The sequence below is a fragment of the Jannaschia rubra genome, from assembly GCF_001403735.1.
GTDB classification, from domain to species: domain Bacteria; phylum Pseudomonadota; class Alphaproteobacteria; order Rhodobacterales; family Rhodobacteraceae; genus Jannaschia; species Jannaschia rubra.
Map to the genome: position 1 here is coordinate 18776 of NZ_CXPG01000013.1, position 18344 is coordinate 37119.

18 protein-coding genes are annotated in these 18344 nt (G+C 66.5%); 12 read left to right on the plus strand and 6 right to left on the minus strand.

Annotated features, from left to right (window positions below; genetic code table 11):
* Positions 1 to 183: 183 nt before the first annotated feature.
* On the minus strand, positions 184 to 1182 hold the full coding sequence (locus tag JAN5088_RS04965) for an LLM class flavin-dependent oxidoreductase (RefSeq protein ID WP_055681717.1): 999 nt from the start codon (positions 1180 to 1182) through the stop codon (positions 184 to 186).
* Positions 1183 to 1476: 294 nt separating this feature from the next.
* Here JAN5088_RS04965 and hemP point away from each other — a divergent pair, with 294 nt between their 5' ends.
* The 3 genes from hemP to JAN5088_RS04975 all read left to right on the plus strand — a co-directional run bounded on the left by hemP (position 1477) and on the right by JAN5088_RS04975 (position 3219).
* Complete coding sequence (gene hemP, locus JAN5088_RS18160) at positions 1477 to 1635, plus strand: hemin uptake protein HemP (protein ID WP_143114825.1); 159 nt, start codon at positions 1477 to 1479, stop codon at positions 1633 to 1635.
* A gap of 38 nt (positions 1636 to 1673) precedes the next feature.
* Positions 1674 to 2129, plus strand: a complete 456-nt coding sequence (locus JAN5088_RS04970; protein WP_055681718.1) for a hypothetical protein — start codon at positions 1674 to 1676, stop codon at positions 2127 to 2129.
* A gap of 259 nt (positions 2130 to 2388) precedes the next feature.
* A complete protein-coding gene (locus JAN5088_RS04975; RefSeq protein ID WP_055681719.1) occupies positions 2389 to 3219 on the plus strand; it encodes a bifunctional allantoicase/(S)-ureidoglycine aminohydrolase in 831 nt (276 codons plus the stop codon).
* Positions 3220 to 3222: 3 nt separating this feature from the next.
* On the opposite strand, the gene bhcR is transcribed toward JAN5088_RS04975, so the two are convergent.
* Positions 3223 to 4047 carry an HTH-type transcriptional regulator BhcR gene (gene bhcR, locus JAN5088_RS04980; protein WP_055681720.1) on the minus strand — a complete coding sequence of 275 codons (825 nt, stop codon included), beginning with the start codon at positions 4045 to 4047 and terminating at the stop codon, positions 3223 to 3225.
* Positions 4048 to 4218: 171 nt separating this feature from the next.
* Here bhcR and bhcA point away from each other — a divergent pair, with 171 nt between their 5' ends.
* From bhcA to JAN5088_RS05020, 8 genes are all read left to right on the plus strand, one after another.
* On the plus strand, positions 4219 to 5406 hold the full coding sequence (gene bhcA, locus JAN5088_RS04985; protein WP_055681721.1) for an L-aspartate--glyoxylate aminotransferase BhcA: 1188 nt from the start codon (positions 4219 to 4221) through the stop codon (positions 5404 to 5406).
* Positions 5406 to 6386, plus strand: a complete 981-nt coding sequence (gene bhcB / locus JAN5088_RS04990; RefSeq protein ID WP_055681722.1) for a beta-hydroxyaspartate dehydratase BhcB — start codon at positions 5406 to 5408, stop codon at positions 6384 to 6386. Before bhcA ends, bhcB begins: the two co-directional genes overlap by 1 nt.
* An 11-nt stretch (positions 6387 to 6397) precedes the next feature.
* Positions 6398 to 7558, plus strand: a complete 1161-nt coding sequence (bhcC, locus tag JAN5088_RS04995) for a 3-hydroxy-D-aspartate aldolase BhcC (RefSeq protein WP_055681723.1) — start codon at positions 6398 to 6400, stop codon at positions 7556 to 7558.
* Positions 7559 to 7625: 67 nt separating this feature from the next.
* Complete coding sequence (bhcD, locus tag JAN5088_RS05000; RefSeq protein WP_055681724.1) at positions 7626 to 8591, plus strand: iminosuccinate reductase BhcD; 966 nt, start codon at positions 7626 to 7628, stop codon at positions 8589 to 8591.
* 17 nt (positions 8592 to 8608) lie between these two features.
* Positions 8609 to 9019, plus strand: a complete 411-nt coding sequence (locus JAN5088_RS05005; RefSeq protein ID WP_144431850.1) for a peroxiredoxin family protein — start codon at positions 8609 to 8611, stop codon at positions 9017 to 9019.
* On the plus strand, positions 9009 to 11288 hold the full coding sequence (locus JAN5088_RS05010) for an NADP-dependent malic enzyme (protein WP_055681726.1): 2280 nt from the start codon (positions 9009 to 9011) through the stop codon (positions 11286 to 11288). The genes JAN5088_RS05005 and JAN5088_RS05010 overlap by 11 nt, the downstream gene beginning before the upstream one ends.
* A gap of 51 nt (positions 11289 to 11339) precedes the next feature.
* The gene (locus tag JAN5088_RS05015; RefSeq protein WP_055681885.1) at positions 11340 to 12842 is read left to right on the plus strand and encodes a nucleobase:cation symporter-2 family protein; all 1503 of its coding nucleotides are present in this window, start codon (positions 11340 to 11342) and stop codon (positions 12840 to 12842) included.
* Between the two features lie 74 nt (positions 12843 to 12916).
* Complete coding sequence (locus tag JAN5088_RS05020; RefSeq protein WP_055681727.1) at positions 12917 to 13429, plus strand: AmiS/UreI family transporter; 513 nt, start codon at positions 12917 to 12919, stop codon at positions 13427 to 13429.
* A 77-nt stretch (positions 13430 to 13506) separates the two neighbouring features.
* Here the strand turns inward: JAN5088_RS05020 and JAN5088_RS05025 are convergent, their stop codons facing one another.
* From JAN5088_RS05025 to puuE, 3 genes are read right to left on the minus strand one after another with little or no spacing between them, the layout of a single operon-like run.
* Entirely contained in the window at positions 13507 to 14961 is a 1455-nt protein-coding gene (locus tag JAN5088_RS05025) for a uracil-xanthine permease family protein (protein ID WP_055681728.1), read from the minus strand.
* Between the two features lie 55 nt (positions 14962 to 15016).
* On the minus strand, positions 15017 to 15505 hold the full coding sequence (locus JAN5088_RS05030) for an ureidoglycolate lyase (protein ID WP_055681729.1): 489 nt from the start codon (positions 15503 to 15505) through the stop codon (positions 15017 to 15019).
* Complete coding sequence (gene puuE / locus JAN5088_RS05035) at positions 15502 to 16911, minus strand: allantoinase PuuE (RefSeq protein WP_055681730.1); 1410 nt, start codon at positions 16909 to 16911, stop codon at positions 15502 to 15504. Before puuE ends, JAN5088_RS05030 begins: the two co-directional genes overlap by 4 nt.
* A gap of 155 nt (positions 16912 to 17066) precedes the next feature.
* On the opposite strand from puuE, the gene uraH reads away from it, so the two are divergent.
* On the plus strand, positions 17067 to 17420 hold the full coding sequence (gene uraH, locus JAN5088_RS05040) for a hydroxyisourate hydrolase (RefSeq protein ID WP_055681731.1): 354 nt from the start codon (positions 17067 to 17069) through the stop codon (positions 17418 to 17420).
* On the opposite strand, the gene JAN5088_RS05045 is transcribed toward uraH, so the two are convergent.
* A complete protein-coding gene (locus JAN5088_RS05045; RefSeq protein ID WP_055681732.1) occupies positions 17405 to 18325 on the minus strand; it encodes a LysR family transcriptional regulator in 921 nt (306 codons plus the stop codon). The genes uraH and JAN5088_RS05045 overlap by 16 nt on opposite strands.
* Between the last annotated feature and the right edge of the window lie 19 nt (positions 18326 to 18344).

Here is an 18344-nt window from a genome sequence, read left to right on the forward strand (position 1 = left end):
TGGCCGCAGGTGCAGATCGGTTCCCGCCCGATCGACAAAAGCCAGACGTCGACAGCCCGACGATCAGGCCCGACACGAGATAGGAAAGGCGGTTCGCGGGCATGGCGGCAGGCAATGCACGCGCGCCGCGCCCGGTAGAGGCATGGCGATGCGCGGCGGAAATTTCCCGCCGCGCCGTGTCCGTCAGGCCGCCTTGGACCTGTCCAGATCGGCCAGGACTTCGGCGGCAAGGGCGAAGGACTTCACCCGCGCATCGTGGTCGTGGATCTGCCCGGTCAGGATGAGTTCGTCCGGGGCATATCGTTCGATCATGGTGCGAAGCTGGGCGCGCACGCTACCCTTGGAGCCGACTGCCGACACCCGCAGCGCGTGGTTCACGGCACGGGTCATGTCCGCGCCGATCGCGGCCTCGATGTCGTCCACGGGCGCGGGCAGCTTGCCGGGCTGACCGGTCCGCAGGCGGGCGAAGGCCTGCTGCATGGAGGTCCGCAGGCGCACGCCTTCTGCATCGGTATCGGCCGCAAAGACGTTGGCGGCCAGCATGAAACGCGGACGGTCCAGCCGCGCCGAAGGCTGGAATCGTTCGCGATAGACGGCGACGGCCTGATCCAGCGCATCCGGCGCGAAGTGCGAGGCGAAAGCGTAGGGCAGGCCCAGATGCGCCGCGAGCTGCGCGCCATAGAGGCTGGATCCGAGGATCCAGATCGGCACATGCGTTCCCTCGCCTGGATGGGCGCGCACGGCGGCCCGGGGATCGGGATCACCGAAATAGGTCATCAGCTCGACCACGTCGTCGGGAAAGCGGTCCTGATCCATCCCGCGCCGCAGGGCCCGCGCGACGGCCATGTCGCCGCCGGGCGCGCGGCCCAGTCCCAGGTCGATCCGGTCCGGGTGGATCGTCGCAAGGGTGCCGAACTGCTCGGCAATCGCCAGGGGCGCGTGGTTGGGCAACATGATGCCGCCGGCGCCCACGCGAATCGTCCGTGTCGCATCGGCGACATGGCCGATCAACACGGCGGTGGCCGCGCTTGCGATGCCCGGCATGTTGTGATGCTCCGCCAGCCAGTAGCGGGCATACCCCAGATCCTCGGCCCGACGGGCAAGGTCGACGGTGTTGGCGATGGCACGACCGGCATCGGACCCTTCGGGCACGGGCGCAAGGTCGAGAACGGAATATCGCATGGCAGAACCTCCGGGGTGTTGCCATGTCAGGTAGGGGTGCGGAAGCGACGCTGCAACCCGGCCGGGAACGGGTCAAGAAGGGGCCAATCCCGGCATTTTCCGCTGATGCGTGTGAGCTGCTTGCAAAGACGACAAAATCTGTCAGGTTAAGCCTGCCCAGCCAGTCCGCCCCGGATCAGCCCGGTTCGTCTCGTCAAGATCAGGACCGACATGGACAGGATTCAAACACCGAAGGCTGATCCTTTGACCCCGACAACGCACCGGCCCTGTGCCGACAGGCCGGAGGCTTGGACGATGACCCGCGACCCGAATGACGCCAGGCTGACGCCGGACATTCCCGTCCACGCGGCCGAGGACATCCTGGGCGATCTCGGGATGGCGCGGATCATGCTCGACGACCGGGTCTATACGCTGCGGTTGACGCGGGCGCGCAAGCTGATCCTGACGAAATGACGGTCCATCCTTTCCCAGGACCCGCTACGGCCGACGCCATGCTGGGCAATGCCGCGGGGGCGGCCGTCGTCGCCGACCTCCGCTCGGTCACGCCAATGGTGCGGACCGCGGTGCTGATGCTGCGCGACTGGTGCGATGGGCCGGACGGCCAGCTTCGCGTCCGGTCCGCCTTTGCGGATGGCCTGTCGGCGGCGGAGGCACAGGCCGGCACGCACCATTTCGAGGCGCTGGTCCGCGGCCTGACCCTGCGGGGCCGGCGCCCGTTCCTTCGGCATGCCTTGGCCTGTCGCTGCGTCGGCGCGGACGAGGCCGTCTTCGCCAACCTACTGGCCGTCGCGGCGTCCGGCGATCACGAGGATGCGATGCTCATCGCGTCGCTTCTGGTTCCTGGCGAAGTCCTGCCACTGGTCGTCAACGACGCCGCGCAGGCGGGGCTCGCCATCCGGCGCATCGTGCTGCGACAGCAATCCCAACGGCACGCGCCGCTGCACTGACGGGAAAGGCGATGCGTGGCTCGCCCTCGTGTGACCACCATGGCGGGTCGGTCGCCTTGGATGATCGCACGAAGCGGGGTGCAGCGGTTCGACAGCCGCGAGCCAACCTTCCGGTTCCCATCTGCCAGATCCGACCGGACAAGTCGAAAAATTTGCCTCGACTGACAAAAAATCCCGAATGATCCTTCAGGGATAACCCGCATTGGCTCGGCCCGGGTCACGCGCGACCCTGCGCGCGGAGCCAACGAACGGAGCAGGCATGACCGAGCGCACCTATTTCGCCCCCATGGGCGGCCACCCGCCGCAGACCGACCTGCTGACCGACCGGGCCGTGTTCACCGACGCCTATGCCGTGATCCCGAAGGGGACGATGCGCGACATCGTGACGAGCTTCCTGCCGTTCTGGGAAGACACCCGTCTCTGGGTCATCGCGCGTCCCCTGTCGGGTTTCGCCGAGACGTTCAGCCACTACATCATGGAGGTGCAGCCGGGCGGCGGGTCCGACCGGCCGGAGCTGGACGAGGGCGCGCAGGGTGTGCTGTTCGTGGTGGAGGGCGAGGTCGCCGTGACCGTCGGAGGCGAGGCTCATGTGCTGACGCCCGGCAGCTATGCCTATATTCCCGCGGGTGCCGACTGGAGCCTTCGCAACGAGAGCGGCGCGGTGACGCGGTTCCACTGGATCCGCAAGGCATACGAGGCGGTTGAGGGGATCGACAGGCCCGAGCCCCTGATCCTGAACGAAGCCGATATCGCGCCCACCGTCATGCCCGACACGAACGGCGCCTGGGCCACCACGCGCTTCGTCGATCCCAACGACCTGCGCCACGACATGCATGTCACCATCGTCACCTTCCAGCCGGGCGGGGTGATCCCGTTTCTGGAAACGCATGTGATGGAACACGGGCTTTATGTTCTGGAGGGCAAGGCCGTCTACAAGCTCAACAACGATTGGGTCGAGGTCGAGGCGGGCGACTACATGTGGCTGCGCGCCTTTTGCCCGCAGGCCTGCTATGCTGGCGGTCCGGGGCCGTTCCGGTATCTTCTCTACAAGGACGTGAACCGGCATATGGGCTTGCCGCGCCGGGGGTGAAAGTCACCCGCCGGGTGCCCCGATGGCGGCCGACACCTCGGCTGCGGCGGCGATGACCGCGCGGGCGAGGTCGGGGACGTGATCGGGCGAGACGCGGCTGGTCGGACCGGAGACCGAAATTCCGGCCACGACCTCTCCGTGGACGTTGCGGATCGGGGCAGCGATGCAGCGCATGCCCAGATTGCGCTCCTGATCGTCGACGGCATGGCCGCGCGCCCGGATCAGGTCCAGATCCGCGCGCAGCCTGCCCAGGTCGGCAAGCGTGTGAGGCGTGAAGCTCTCCAGCCCCTTTGCCGCGACCTGTTCCAGCCGGCCGGCGGGCGCATGGGCGAGAAGCACCTTGCCGATGCCCGAGGCGTGGAGCGGCGACAGGGTGCCGGGCGGAAAGAAGGCGCGGATCGGGGCGTGGGTCTCGACCTGACTGACGAAGAGGACAGCTCCGTCCTTTTCCACCCCGAGGTTCGCCGTCTCGCCCGTCGTCTTCATCAGCCCGCGCAGCACGGCCCGGCTGCGTTCCACCAGCGACGTGCGCCGCAGGAAGGCCGATCCGATGCGAAAGGCGTCCGCGCCGATGTGCCAGGTCTGTTGGGCGGCATCCACCTCGACGACGCCGTGGAGCGCGAAGGTGCTGAGGATGCGGTAGACGGTGGCCGGCGACTCCTCCAGCCCCTGTGCCAGTTCGCTGAGCGAGGCGCTTTCCATATGCGACAGTTCATCGAGCACCATAAGCGCCCTGTCGAGCGACTTGATCGTGTTCTGCTCAGTGCGCGCATCGAAAGCACGGGGGCGGCCGCGGGCCCTGCGGACAGGATTGTCTTGAAAATCCATAAGGTCATCCTGCACATTTGCGGAAAGCAATTTCACGCTATGAAAAATATAAGATACTGACAAGACGCCGTTTCACGGATCGGATCGAAAATGAAATTGGTTTTCAAAAAAGTATGCCGGGGAGGGCCCAGAGGGTAGGGTATCGTCAACCCAAGCCCTGCGGAGGATGTCATGAACTTTCAGAACCCCGTTTTCATTCCCGGCCCGACCAACATGCCCGAGGCGATCCGGCAGGCATGCTACATGCCGACGATCGACCATCGCTCGCCGGTGTTCGGCAAGATCCTGAACCCCTGCCTCGAAGGGGTACGGAAGGTCCTCAAGTCCGATAGCGCCCGGATCTTCATCTTCCCCTCCACCGGCACCGGCGGGTGGGAGACGGCGCTGACCAACACCCTGTCGCCCGGCGACGGCATCCTGGCCGCACGCAACGGCATGTTCAGCCACCGCTGGATCGACATGTGTCAGCGTCACGGCCTTGACGTCACCGTCGTCGAGACGCCCTGGGGCGAGGGCCTGCCCGCCGAAAATTACGAGGAGGTCCTGAAGGCCGACAAGGATCACAGGATCAAGGCCGTGCTGGCCACGCACAACGAGACGGCGACCGGCGTGAAGTCCGACATTGCCGCGGTCCGCCGTGCGCTGGACGCGGCCCGCCACCCGGCGCTGCTGTTCGTCGACGGCGTCAGCTCGATCGGGTCGATGGACTTCCGCTTCGACGACTGGGGCGTGGACGTGGCCGTGACAGGCTCGCAGAAGGGCTTCATGCTGCCGGCCGGCCTCGCCATCGTGGGCTTCAGCGACAAGGCCATGAAAGCCACCGAGACGGCGAAGCTGCCCCGCACGTTCTTCGACGTCCGCGACATGGGCAAGGGCTATGACAACAATGCGTTTCCCTACACGCCGCCGGTCGGTCTGATGAATGGCCTGAAGCTGTCGCTCGACATGCTGCTGGACGAAGGGCTGGAGAACGTCTTCGCCCGCCATCACCGCATCGCCGAAGGCGTGCGCCGCGCGGTCCGTGCCTGGGGCCTGGAGCTTTGCGCGGTTTCGCCCGACCTCTATTCCGACACCGTCTCGGCCATCCGCACGCCCGAGGGGTTCAACGCCACCGACATCGTGACCGTCGCCGCGCGTGACTACGACATGGCCTTCGGTGTGGGGCTCGGAGAGGTCGCGGGCAAGGTGTTCCGCATCGGACACCTCGGCTCGCTCACGGATGCGATGATGCTGTCGGGGCTGGGCGTGGCCGAAATGGTCATGGTCGATCTGGGTCTCGACGTGAAGCTCGGATCCGGCGTGTCGGCGGCGCAGGAGTTCTATCGCCACGGCGGCACCGCCAGGAAGGCGGCGGCGTGATGGACGGGTCGGACATGTACATCCCCACCTTTCAGGACGTGAAGGATGCGCATGAGCGCATCCGCCCCTACATCCACCGCACGCCCGTCCTGACGTCGAGCTATCTCAACGGGCTGGCCGGCTGCGAGATGTTCTTCAAGTGCGAGAACTTCCAGAAGGCGGGCGCCTTCAAGGTGCGCGGCGCGTCCAACGCGGTCTTCGGCCTGTCCGACGAGCAGGCGACGCGGGGTGTCGCCACGCATAGCTCGGGCAACCACGCGCTCTCGCTGTCCTACGCGGCCGGTCGGCGGGGCATTCCTTGCCACGTCGTCATGCCGCGCACGGCGCCCCAGGCCAAGAAGGACGCGGTACGCGGATACGGCGGCATCATCACCGAATGCGAGCCCTCGACTTCGAGCCGGGAGGAAGTCTTCGCCAAGGTCCAGGCCGAGACGGGTGCCGACTTCGTCCACCCCTACAACGACCCGCGCGTGATCGCGGGGCAAGGGACCTGCTCGCGCGAATTCATGGAGCAGATGGAGGACCACGGCGGGGCGGTCGACATGATGGTCGCGCCCATCGGCGGCGGCGGCATGATCTCCGGCACCTGCCTGACGCTGTCGACCATCGCGCCCGACGTGAAGATCATTGCGGCCGAACCCGAACAGGCCGACGATGCGGCACGGTCGTTCAGGGCGGGACACATCATCGCCGACGACGCGCCCGACACGGTGGCCGACGGCCTGAAGGTGCCCCTCAAGGAGCTGACGTGGCACTTCGTGTCGAACCACGTCACCGACATCCTGACGGCCAGCGAGCAGGAGATCATCGACGCGATGCGCCTGACCTGGCAGCGGATGAAGATCGTGATGGAGCCAAGCTGCGCCGTGCCGCTGGCCGTGATCCTGAAGAACAAGGACGTCTTCGCCGGCAAGCGCGTGGGCGTCGTCATCACCGGCGGAAACGTCGACCTGGGCAAGCTGCCCTGGATGCAGAACTGAAAGGCCAGACCATGAAAGACCTCAACTACGACGATCTCGAAGTCGGCTATGACGTCCCCGCCGTTCCCGGCATGGACGAGGCCGACATCCAGACGCCCTGCCTGATCCTCGATCTGGACGCGCTGGAGCGGAACATCAGGAAGATGGGCGACTATGCCAAGGCGCACGGCATGCGCCACCGCAGCCACGGCAAGATGCACAAGTCCGTCGACGTCCAGAAGCTGCAGGAGGAACTGGGCGGCGCGGTCGGCGTCTGCTGCCAGAAGGTGTCGGAGGCCGAGGTCTTCGTGCGCGGCGGCATCAAGGACGTGCTGGTGTCGAACCAGGTGCGCGACCCGGCCAAGATCGACAGGCTGGCCTCCCTGCCCAAGATGGGCTCGAAGATCACGGTGTGTCTCGACGATGTGGACAACGTGGCGGACCTGTCGGAGGCTGCCGTCCGGCACGGCACGACGATCCACTGCTTCATCGAGATCGACTGCGGCGCCGGCCGCTGCGGCGTCCGCACCGCGGATGCGGTGGTCGAGATCGCCCAGGCCATCGACGCGGCGGAGGGGCTGAAGTTCACCGGCATCCAGGCCTACCAGGGCGCGATGCAGCACATGGACAGCTATGCCGACCGCAAGGCCAAGATCGATGCGGCTGTGGCGCAGGTGAAGGAAGCCGTCGACGCCCTGACCGAGGTCGGGCTGAAGCCGGAGTTCGTCTCGGGCGGCGGCACGGGAAGCTATTACTTCGAAAGCAACTCGGGCGTCTACAACGAGCTTCAGTGCGGCTCCTATGCCTTCATGGATGCGGACTACGGTCGTATCCAGGACAAGGACGGCAACCGCATCGACCAGGGCGAATGGGAGAACGCGCTGTTCATCCTGACCTCGGTCATGAGCCACGCCAAGCCCGACAAGGCCATCGTGGATGCGGGCCTCAAGGCGCAGTCGGTCGACAGCGGCCTGCCGTTCATCTTCGGGCGCGACGACGTGGAATACGTCAAATGCTCGGACGAGCATGGGGTGGTTTCCGACCCGAAGGGCGTCCTCAAGGTCAACGACAAGCTGCGCCTCGTGCCCGGCCATTGCGACCCCACCTGCAACGTCCACGACTGGTATGTCGGCGTGCGCGGCGGCAAGGTCGAGACGCTGTGGCCCGTGTCCGCGCGCGGCAAGGCATACTGAGTTCGGATCCATGACTACGACGGGGCCGGCACCGGCCCCGTCGTCCCCCCGGCAGGAGACCCGCCCAATGATCATCGTTCCCGAAGCCGTCATCGCCGACCTCATCACGCCCGAAGCCAGCTTCACGGCGGTGGAACGTGTCTTCGCTTCGATGGCGGCGCGGTCGGCCTACAACTTTCCCGTCATCCGCGAGGCGATCGGCCATGCGGACGCGCTCTACGGGTTCAAGTCGGGCTTCGACCGGGCGGCGCTGAACCTCGGGCTGAAATCGGGCGGCTACTGGCCCGGCAATGCAGCGAAGGGGCTGACCAACCACCAGTCCACCGTCTTCCTGTTCGATGCAGACACCGGCAAGTGCCGTGCGGTCGTGGGCGGGAACCTTCTGACCGCGCTGCGCACCGCCGCCGCCGCCGCCGTGTCGGTGGCCCATCTGGCGCGCCCCGATGCGAAGGTGCTGGGCATCGTCGGCGCCGGCCATCAGGCGGCGTTCCAGCTGCGGGCCGTCGCGGCGCAGCGCCCGTTCGAGAAGATCGTCGCCTGGAACCGCTCACCCGAAAAGCTCGAGACCCTGCGCGGCGTGGCCGACGAACTGGGCCTCGGGTTCGAGAGCGTGTCGATCGAGGATCTGGGCGGTCAGGCCGACGTCATCGTCACCATCACCAGCAGCCACGACGCCATCCTGCACGGCGCGCAGGTCAAGCCGGGCACGCACGTCGCCTGCATGGGCACCGACACCAAGGGCAAGCGCGAGGTCGACAACGACCTGATCGCCGCCGCCACCCTGTTCACCGACGAGGTGGCGCAGTCGACCACCATCGGCGAATGCCAGCACGCCATCGTCGACCTGACGATCCGCCCCGAGGACATCACCGAACTGGGCGCGGTCATCAACGGCGATCACAAGGGCCGCACCTCGGCCGAGGAGATCACGCTGTTCGACGGCACCGGCGTGGGCCTTCAGGACCTGGCCGTCGCCTCGGCCGTGGTCGAGCTGGCCATGTCGCGCGGCGTCGCGACCGAGGTGGATTTCTGATGCGCGCAGCCGGTAACTTGGCCGTATCATCAGGCATCGCGATGCCGCCCGTCGTCCTGACAGCAACCGACGGCTGCCGCGTCGACGTCTCGCGGATCGACGGCCTCAACGTGCTGCTGTTCCTGCCGGATGCGGCCGACGCCATGGTGGCGATATGGCGCGACGGCTATGTCGCGCGTCGTAAGGCGGGGCTGGACCGGGTCGTGGGCATCGCGGCGTCGCCCGTCGCGGATCTGCAGGACATGCGCCGGCGTCTCGGTCTGCCGTTTCACCTCCTGTCTGACGAAGCGGGCCTTTTGCGCCACGCATTGGGCATTCCCAAAAGCCCCATGACCCTTATCCTGCGGGACGGCCGGATCGCGGGGGGCCATGCCTCCTGCGCCGATGCCCTGCGCCACCTGCCAGAGGAGATATGCAATGTCGCGTGATGACCCCAAGAAGATTGCTGAGCGGCAGGCCGCGCTGAACTATCATGAATTTCCGCGTCCCGGTAAGCTGGAGATCCGGGCGACGAAGCCCATGGCCACCGGCCGCGACCTGAGCCGCGCCTATTCGCCCGGCGTGGCCGATGCCTGTCTCGAGATCGAGAAGAACGCCGCCGACGCCTTCCGCTATACCGCCAAGGGCAACCTGGTCGCCGTCATCTCGAACGGCACCGCCGTGCTGGGCCTGGGCGACATCGGCGCGCAGGCGTCGAAGCCGGTGATGGAAGGCAAGGCCGTCCTGTTCAAGAAATTTGCCGGTATCGATTGCTTCGACATCGAGGTGAACGAAACCGACCCCGAGAAGCTGGCCGACCTCGTCTGCCGGCTGGAACCGACCTTCGGCGCGGTGAACCTTGAGGACATCAAGGCCCCCGACTGTTTCGTGGTCGAGCGCATCTGCCGCGAGCGGATGGGCATTCCGGTCTTTCACGACGATCAGCACGGCACCGCCATCGTCGCCGCCGCAGCCGCGACCAATGCCCTGCGAGTGGCCGACAAGCGGTTCGAGGACATCAAGGTCGTGGCACTCGGCGCGGGCGCGGCGGGGATCGCCTGCCTCAAGATGCTGATCGTCATGGGCGTGGCGCGCGAGAACATCACCATGCTCGACAGCAAGGGCGTCGTGCATACCAAGCGCAACAACCTGACCGCGGAAAAGGCGGAGTTCGCTCGCGAGACCGAGATGCGCACCGTCATGGACGCGATGGAGGGGGCGGACCTGTTCCTCGGCGTCTCCGGCCCCGGCCTGCTTACGCAGGAGATGGTCCGCAAGATGGCTCCGCACCCGATCATCTTCGCGCTGGCCAACCCCACCCCCGAGATCATGCCGGAGGAGGCGCGCGAGGCATCGCCCGATGCGCTGATCGCCACGGGCCGCAGCGATTACCCCAACCAGGTGAACAACGTCCTGTGCTTTCCGTTTATTTTCCGCGGCGCGCTCGATGCGGGCGCGACGCAGATCAACGACGAGATGAAGGTCGCCTGCGTCGAGGCGATCGCCGGTCTGGCCCGCGCGCCCGCCAGCGCCGAGCTGGGGGCCGCCTATCAGGGCGAGCGGCTGGCCTTCGGCCCCGACTACCTGATCCCCAAGCCCTTCGATCCCCGCCTTCTGCCCACCATCGCGGTGGCCGTTGCAAAGGCCGCGATGGACAGCGGCGTCGCCACGCGGGAGCTTGACCTCGACGCCTACCGCGCCGGGCTTCAGACGCAGGTCTATCGCTCGGCCCTTATCATGCGGCCCGTGTTCGAGGCTGCGCGCCAGTCGCAGCGTCGCATCGTCTTCGCGGAAGGCGAGGAGACGCGCATCCTGCGGACCGTGCAGGCCATGTCGGAGGAGTTGACGGGCAGTGCCGTTCTGGTCGGTCGGCCGGAGGTCATCGAAAGCCGGATCGAGCGCGAGGGCCTGTCGATCAAGGCGGGCCGTGATTTCGAACTGGTCAACCCCGAAAGCGACGAACGCTACCGTGACTACTGGACGACCTATCACGACATCCTGGCCCGCGACGGGGTGACGCCCGACCTGGCCAAGGCGATCCTGCGGACCAACAACACCGCCATCGCCGCCACGATGGTGCGCCGCGGCGAGGCCGACAGCATGATCTGCGGCACTGTGGGGCAGTACCTCTGGCACTTGAACTACATCACGCAGGTGCTGGCCGAGGGCGAGTTGCACCCGGTCGGCGCGTTGTCGCTGGTGATCCTGGATCAGGGGCCGCTGTTCGTGACGGACACGCACGTCAATACCGAGCCGACGGCCGAGCAACTGGCAGATGCGGTCATAGCTGCGGCGCGGCATGTCCGCCGCTTCGGCATCGCGCCCAAGGTGGCGATCTGCTCGGGCAGCCAGTTCGGCAACCTCGACAGCCGGTCTGGCAGGGTCGCGCGGGGGGCCGTCGCGCTTCTCGACGCGGCCCAGGTCGATTTCGAGTACGAGGGCGAGATGCACAGCGACGCGGCGCTGGACCCCGATCTGCGGGAACGCCTGTTCCCCGGCAACCGTCTGACCGGCAAGGCCAACGTGCTGGTCTACACCAGCACCGACGCGGCGGGCGCGGCCCGCAACCTGCTCAAGTCGGTGAGCAACGGACTCGAGGTCGGGCCGATCCTGATGGGGATGGGCAACCGGGCACATATCGTCACCCCGGGCGTGACCGTCCGGGGGCTGCTCAACATCGCCGCGCTCGCCGGAATGCCGGTGTCAAGCTACGGCTGACCGTTCACCAAGCATTACAGAACACGTCCTGGGAGGAGGACCCTGATGACCATGTCCGAGACAACCTTGCCGCCGCACGACCCGGTGAACGAAAGGATATCGGCGCCCAAGCTGTTCACGCTTGGGCTGCAACACGTGCTGGTGATGTATGCCGGCGCGATCGCCGTGCCCCTGATCGTGGGCCGCGTGCTGGGCCTTCAGCCCGCCGAGGTCGCGTTCCTCATTTCGGCCGACCTGTTCGTCTGCGGGGTGGTCACGATCATCCAGTCGCTGGGCGCGTCGAAATATTTCGGCGTCAAGCTGCCGGTGATGATGGGCGTCACCTTCGCATCGGTCGGGCCGATGGTCGCCATCGGTGCCGCCAATCCCGGAACCGAGGGCGCGCGCCTGATCTTCGGCGCGATCATCGGGGCGGGCGTCATCGCCATGCTGATCGCCCCGCTGGTCAGCCGGATGCTGCGGTTCTTTCCGCCGGTCGTGACCGGCACGATCATCCTCGTCATCGGCGTCACGCTCATGCGGATCGGCATCAACTGGATCTTCGGCCTGCCGGTCGGTCCGACCGCGCCCAAGATCGTCGATCCTGCGCATACCGCATGGCTGAACCAGGTTCGGGAAATGCTGAGCACCGGGGCGATCCCGCCCGTCCCCCAGGGGCTGACGATCTCGCCCTCGGTCGACAACCCCAATTACGCCACGGTCCAGAGCATGGGCATCGCGTTCCTGGTGCTGTTCACGATCATCGGCGTGATGAAGTTCGCGCGGGGCTTCTGGGCGAACATCTCGGTCCTCCTGGGCATCGTGGTCGGGGCCGTCGCCGCGGGTGTCATGGGCATGATGAGCTTCGAGCATGTCGCGACTGCCAAGTGGTTCGCCCTCATCACGCCGTTCCACTTCGGACTGCCGATCTTCGATCCCATCATGATCCTGACCATGACGATGGTGATGATCGTCGTGATGATCGAAAGCACGGGGATGTTCCTCGCCCTGTCGGACATGTGCGGCACCAAGCTGGAGCGTCCGAAGCTGTCGGCTGGCCTGCGGACCGACGGTCTGGGCACGCTGATCGGCGGGCTGTTCAACACGTTCCCCTACACCTCGTTCAGCCAGAACGTCGGCCTCGTGGGCGTGACAGGTATCCGGTCGCGCTATGTCTGCGTGATGGGCGGGGCGATCATGATCGTGCTGGGCCTCATCCCCAAGATGGGCGCCGTGGTCGAGGCGCTGCCCGTCGCGGTGCTGGGCGGCGCGGGTCTGGTGATGTTCGGCATGGTCGCGGCAACCGGCGTGCGCATCCTGGGCGGCGTCGACTTCAAGACCAACAAGTTCAACGGTCTGATCGTCGCCATTTCGCTCGGCGCCGGGATGATCCCGCTGATCGCGCCCGACTTCAAGATGCACCTGCCCCACGCCTGGCACCCCCTGATCGAAAGCGGCATCCTGCTCGCCTCGATCTGGGCGGTGGCGCTGAACGCGGTCTTCAACGGCACCACCCGGGGAGACGCCGAGGCCGAGGCCCGCGGCGTGGCCATGGCGTCCGACGGCGGACACTAAGAACCAGCGCGGTCCAGGTCAGCCCCGGACCGCGCATTCCCTTTCCCGACATTCCGATCAAGAAGGAGACCCCGATGCTTTCGGGTCTTTTGCTGCTTTATGTGGGCGCCGTGCTGTGCCTGAACGGCCTCTGGATGGCCGATTTCATCCACGAACGGGAAATCGTGCCGATCAACCTGGCGACGGGGACCATCGCGCTGGCCGTCGCGGGATACATGGTCTTCGGACCCGACGCCAACGACGAGACGGTCGCGGCGGCGGCGATGACGCTTCTGTTCTCGATCACCTATTTCTGGGTCGCCTGGAACCGCATGACGAGTGGCGACGGGCGGGGCCTCGGCTGGTTCAGCCTGTTCGTGGCGATCACCGTCCTGCCCGTGGCCTGGAGCCGGATCGCGGCGGCCGAGGACGGCTTCGCGCTCTGGCTGGGGCTGAACTGGGTGGCCTGGTCGGCGCTCTGGGCGACCTACTTCGTCGCACTGACGCTGCGGCTGGCCATCCGGCGGACTGCGGCGGCGGCCACGCTTGCCGCGGGTGTCCTGACAGGGTGGATACCCGGGGTGATGATCCTGAACAACATGGTCTGAAGGCTGCACGGGGTGGCGGAACGAAAACAGCCCCCGCCGGTCAGGCGGGGGCCGTGGGAATTCGGTGGAACGACCTGTCAGGGTCGGGTGGGCGTCACCGCTGCCGGATCGACCGCCTTGCCGAAGCTGCCGTGCCCGGACAGGCCGCCCGCGACCTCCTCGGTCGATTCCTCGGCCAGGTCCGCAGGCAGGATCAGGTTCAGCACGATGGCGATGAACGCCGCGGGCAGCAGGCCCGAGACCATCAGCACCTCGGCCCATTCGGGCAAGTACTGGACAGCACCCGGTTCGAGCTGAAGGCCGAGGCCCACCGACAGCGCGACGGCGAAGATCACCATGTTGCGCCGGTTCCAGTCGACGTCGGACAGCATCGAGATGCCCGCCGCCACGACCATGCCGAACATCACGATCACGCCGCCGCCCAGCACCTCGATGGGCACGGTGCGGATCACGCCGCCGACCTTGGGAACAAGGCCGCAGACGATCAGGAAGATCGCGCCACAGGTGACGACGTGGCGCGACATGACACCCGTCATGGCGATCAGGCCGACGTTCTGGCTGAACGAGGTGTTGGGAAAGCCGCCGAAGATGCCCGCGATGGCAGTGCCGATGCCGTCGGCATAGGTCGCGCCAGTGATCTCCTTGTCCGTCGCCACACGCCCGGCACCGCCCTTGGTAATCCCCTCGACATCGCCCACCGTCTCGATGGCCGAGACGAAGGCCATCAGGCAGAACCCGATGATCGCCGCGGCCGAGAAGGTGAAGCCGTACTTGAAGGGCTGGGGCAGGGCAAAAGCGGCGGACCGTTCCCACGACGACGTGATGTCATCGACGGAGAGGATGCCCATGAACAGGCTGTAGACATACCCCACCAGGAGGCCGATCAGGACGGCCGACACCGCCAGCATGCCGCGCGCGAAGAACTTGAGCCCGAGCGTCACCGCGATCACGACCAGCGCGGCTGACCAGTTGAGCAGGCTGCCGTATTCCGGCGTGCCGATGGCGGGCACACCCCCGGCAGCGTACTGGATGCCCACGCGCACCAGCGCCAGACCGATCATCGTCACCACGAGGCCCGTGACAAGCGGCGGCAGGGCGAAGCGGATCTTGCCGATGAACGTGCCGATCAAGGCATGGAACAGTCCGCCCAGGATCACGCCCGCGAACAGGGCCGAGAGCGCGTCGACGCCCTTGCCCGCGACCAGCGGGATCATGATGGGCAGGAAGGCGAAGGACGTGCCCTGCACGATGGGCAGGCGCGCGCCCACCGGCCCCATCCCGATGGTCTGGAACAGCGTGGCGATGCCCGCGAACAGCATAGACATCTGGATCAGGTACAGAAGCTCGGGAAAGTCCGGGGAGTTGGACCCGAAGCCGAACCCGGCCGCCCCCGCCACGATGATCGCCGGTGTGACGTTCGACACGAACATCGCAAGGACATGCTGGATGCCAAGTGGAACCGCCTTGTAGAGCGGCGGCGTGTAATTCGGATCGCGGAGCTGTTCCGGCGTTCCGATAGAAGTATCGGCCATGTGTCTTCCCTCTCGTTGGTTGGCAGGGACCGCTCTTTGCGGCGGTTCCCCTTCATCAGCTGGCTTCGACCCTCCATGCGGTGTCGAACCAGTATTCCTCAAGGTTCTCTCCGCCGCCGATCCGGTCGATCACGGCGAACAGACCCGGCGCATGCAGCGGCGTCAGGACGCCGTGCCACGTGTTACGGAAGAAATTCACGCCCTGACCGGCGCCGGCCAGGAAGGCGCGGGGCGTTCCGGGGGCGCCGTCGGCGTCAGGCGCCACGATCACCAGCCAGTCGTTGCCGTGCATGGGCACGAAGGCCTGGCTGCCGTCTGGATGACGCTCCATCATGTCGAGGACATGGGGCAGGCTGCGGGGCGTCGCGTCGAAGACGCTGATGCCCGCGTGACCTCGGAAGAAATCCAGCGCGGCCCTGTCGTGGTAGCGATGGCACATGCCTTGGTTGATGACCTTGTCGGGCGTCCCCGCCACCTCAAGCACGTCGCCGAAGGGTGCGAAGCCTTCGGGCGTCAGCGGCTCCGTACGGATGATCCGGCTCATGGCAGCTGATCCTTCAGGCGGTGCAGCGCGATGCGTTCGACCTGCCGGCAGGCCTCTGCGAACTCCGTCTCGCGATCGTTGTCGATGCGGGTGTGGAAGGCCTGGAGGATGCTGGCCTTGTCATGGTCACGCACCGCAATGATGAAGGGAAAGCCGTGCTTTTCGACGTATTCGTCGTTGAGGCGGGTAAAGGTCTGACGCTCCTCGTCGGTCAGCATGTCGAGCCCGGCCCCCGCCTGTTCGGACGTGCTTTCGGCGGTCAGCCGGCCGGCGTTGGCGAGCTTGCCCGCAAGGTCCGGGTGCGCCGTCAGGACGCCGAGCCGCTCCTCCTCCGTCCCCGACCGGAACATCCGGGCGAGCGCGTTGTGCAGCCCCTGCGCGGTGTCGTGCGCGGGGCCGAGTTCCAGGTCGAAGGCCCGCTCGGCGATCCAGGGCGAATGCTCGAAGATGCTGCCGTAGCGGCTGACGAAGGTATCGTGGTCCATCCGGCTGGGGCAATCGCGGCGGACATGCGGATGGACCCTGGCCCAATGGTCCGCGATCTGCTCGCGTGTCGCGAACCAGACGCCGTCATGGCCCTGCGCGTGTTCGATGAAGCGGCGCAGCGCCTCGGCCCGGCCCGGGCGGCCGACCAGACGGCAGTGCAGGCCAATCGACATCATCGCGGGGCGACCATCAGCCCCTTCGGCGTAGAGCGTGTCGAAGGTCGCGCGCAGATAGTCGTAGAACTGCTCGGGCGAGTTGAAGCCCTGCGGCGTGGCGAAGCGCATATCGTTGCAGTCGAGTGTGTAGGGCACGATCAGCTGGTCGCGGTCGCCGTATTCCTGCCAATAGGGCAGGTCGTCGGCATAGGCGTCGGCGACATAGGCGAACTGCCCGGTCTCGGCGGCAAGGCGGATCGTGTTCACCGACGACCGTCCGCAATACCAGCCGCGCGGCGCGGCGCCCGTGACCTCGGTGTGCAGCCGGATCGCCTCGGCTATGGCGGCCCTCTCCACGTCCTCCGGCATGTCTTTGTGTTCGATCCATTTGAGGCCGTGCGACGCCATTTCCCATCCGGCGTCCTGCATGGCGGCGACCTGTTCGGGCGACCGGGCCAGCGCAGTTGCCACGCCGTAGACGGTGACGGGCAGATCCTTCAGCATCCGGTGCAGGCGCCAGAACCCTGCCCGGGCGCCGTATTCGTAGATCGATTCCATGTTGGCGTGGCGTATGCCGGCCCAGGGCGCCGCGCCCACGATCTCGGAGAGGAAGGCTTCGGAGGCGGCGTCCCCGTGCAGGACGTTGTTTTCACCGCCTTCCTCGTAGTTCAGGACGATCTGGACGGCGATCCTGGCACCGCCGGGCCATTGCGGGTCGGGAGGCGTGGCGCCATGGCCGGAAAGGTCGCGTGGGTAGCGGTGCATCTCAATCTCCTGGATCGTGGATCAGCATAGTCCGTCCGACGTCCGTCCATTATCAATAAAACCCGAAAGGACCGTCCGCAAATGGTGGGTTTTCCAAAGGGCAGAGCCTGACGCATCCTTGTCGGGACCACGGCAATCGCGAAAGAGGCAACCACATGAGCGGCTATCTGACGACACACGTCCTCGACACCGCGCGCGGCTGCCCGGCCGAAGGGCTGGAGATCGAGCTGTTCCGCATCGAGGGCGAGAGCCGCACGTCGCTCAAGCGCCTGACGACCAACGACGACGGCCGCACCGACGAACAGATCCTGCCCGAGGCCGAGTTCGAGACCGGCACCTATGAGCTCGTGTTCCACTGCGGCGCCTACCTGGACCGGTGCGGCGTTCCACCCGAGTCGCCCCGGTTCCTCGACATGGTGCCCATCCGCTTCGGCATGTCGGAGGCGTCGCACTATCACGTGCCGCTTCTGCTGTCGCCCTTCGGCTATTCGACCTATCGCGGCAGCTGATCGTCGGCCAGCGCCGCTTCCATTCGGGCGATGGCGAACTCCATGAACAGCCGGGCCTTCGGGTCCTGATGTCGGCGGTGGGTATAGAGGCAGGCCATCTGGATCGGGACCGGCGGATTTTCCTGCACCACCTCGACAAGCGCGCCGGACCGCAGGTGTTCGGAAATCTCGAACACCGGCTTCATGGCAATGCCCGCACCGGACAACGCCCAATCGGTGAGGACGTCGCCGTCGTCGCTTTCGTACCGTCCGCGCACATCGAACCTCTGCGGGCCGTCGGGTGTCTGAAGATGCCACTGGAACTCCTTGGCGCCGGGAAACCGCAGGTTCAGGCAATTGTGCTTCGCCCGCTCGATGTCGGAGCCCCGTTCGGGATGGCCGTGGCGTTCCACGTAGTCGGGGCTGGCGCAGAGGATGCGGCGGCAGTCGGCGATCTTGCGGATGCGAAGCGTGCTGTCGGCGGGCAGGCCGAGGAAGAACGCGATGTCCAGCCCCTCGGCGGTCAGGTCCAGCGCCCGGTCGCTGAGGCGCAGGCGGACATCGACCAGTGGATAGCTGATCGCGAATTCGGGCACGTTCGGCGCGATCAGGCGCCGGCCCACGCCCAGGGGGGCCGCCACATGCAGCGTCCCGCGCGGATTTTCCGTGACGTCGCCGATGCCCGCCTCGGCCAAGGCGACCGCTTCCAGAATACCGCAGGCGCCGTCGTAGAAGATCCGCCCCTGTTCGGTCGCGGCCAGGCTGCGGGTCGTGCGCTGGAACAGGCGCACGCCCAGATGCGCCTCGAGCTGTGATATGCGCGCCGAGGCCACCGCGGGCGAGATACGCTGGTCGCGGGCGGCGGCAGACATGTTCCCCAGGTCGTAGACGCGGACGAAGGTGCGGATGTTGTCGAGGTAGGACATTCTCTCTTTTTTCTTGAAA

What these genes read in the sequence shown, in the direction of transcription:
- JAN5088_RS04965 (WP_055681717.1), bottom strand. Translation starts at nt 1,182, where the DNA reads ATGCGATATTCCGTTCTCGACCTTGCGCCCGTGCCCGAAGGGTCCGAT.
- hemP (WP_143114825.1), top strand. Translation starts at nt 1,477, where the DNA reads ATGACCCGCGACCCGAATGACGCCAGGCTGACGCCGGACATTCCCGTC.
- JAN5088_RS04970 (WP_055681718.1), top strand. Translation starts at nt 1,674, where the DNA reads ATGCTGGGCAATGCCGCGGGGGCGGCCGTCGTCGCCGACCTCCGCTCG.
- JAN5088_RS04975 (WP_055681719.1), top strand. Translation starts at nt 2,389, where the DNA reads ATGACCGAGCGCACCTATTTCGCCCCCATGGGCGGCCACCCGCCGCAG.
- bhcR (WP_055681720.1), bottom strand. Translation starts at nt 4,047, where the DNA reads ATGGATTTTCAAGACAATCCTGTCCGCAGGGCCCGCGGCCGCCCCCGT.
- bhcA (WP_055681721.1), top strand. Translation starts at nt 4,219, where the DNA reads ATGAACTTTCAGAACCCCGTTTTCATTCCCGGCCCGACCAACATGCCC.
- bhcB (WP_055681722.1), top strand. Translation starts at nt 5,406, where the DNA reads ATGGACGGGTCGGACATGTACATCCCCACCTTTCAGGACGTGAAGGAT.
- bhcC (WP_055681723.1), top strand. Translation starts at nt 6,398, where the DNA reads ATGAAAGACCTCAACTACGACGATCTCGAAGTCGGCTATGACGTCCCC.
- bhcD (WP_055681724.1), top strand. Translation starts at nt 7,626, where the DNA reads ATGATCATCGTTCCCGAAGCCGTCATCGCCGACCTCATCACGCCCGAA.
- JAN5088_RS05010 (WP_055681726.1), top strand. Translation starts at nt 9,009, where the DNA reads ATGTCGCGTGATGACCCCAAGAAGATTGCTGAGCGGCAGGCCGCGCTG.
- JAN5088_RS05015 (WP_055681885.1), top strand. Translation starts at nt 11,340, where the DNA reads ATGTCCGAGACAACCTTGCCGCCGCACGACCCGGTGAACGAAAGGATA.
- JAN5088_RS05020 (WP_055681727.1), top strand. Translation starts at nt 12,917, where the DNA reads ATGCTTTCGGGTCTTTTGCTGCTTTATGTGGGCGCCGTGCTGTGCCTG.
- JAN5088_RS05025 (WP_055681728.1), bottom strand. Translation starts at nt 14,961, where the DNA reads ATGGCCGATACTTCTATCGGAACGCCGGAACAGCTCCGCGATCCGAAT.
- JAN5088_RS05030 (WP_055681729.1), bottom strand. Translation starts at nt 15,505, where the DNA reads ATGAGCCGGATCATCCGTACGGAGCCGCTGACGCCCGAAGGCTTCGCA.
- puuE (WP_055681730.1), bottom strand. Translation starts at nt 16,911, where the DNA reads ATGCACCGCTACCCACGCGACCTTTCCGGCCATGGCGCCACGCCTCCC.
- uraH (WP_055681731.1), top strand. Translation starts at nt 17,067, where the DNA reads ATGAGCGGCTATCTGACGACACACGTCCTCGACACCGCGCGCGGCTGC.
- JAN5088_RS05045 (WP_055681732.1), bottom strand. Translation starts at nt 18,325, where the DNA reads ATGTCCTACCTCGACAACATCCGCACCTTCGTCCGCGTCTACGACCTG.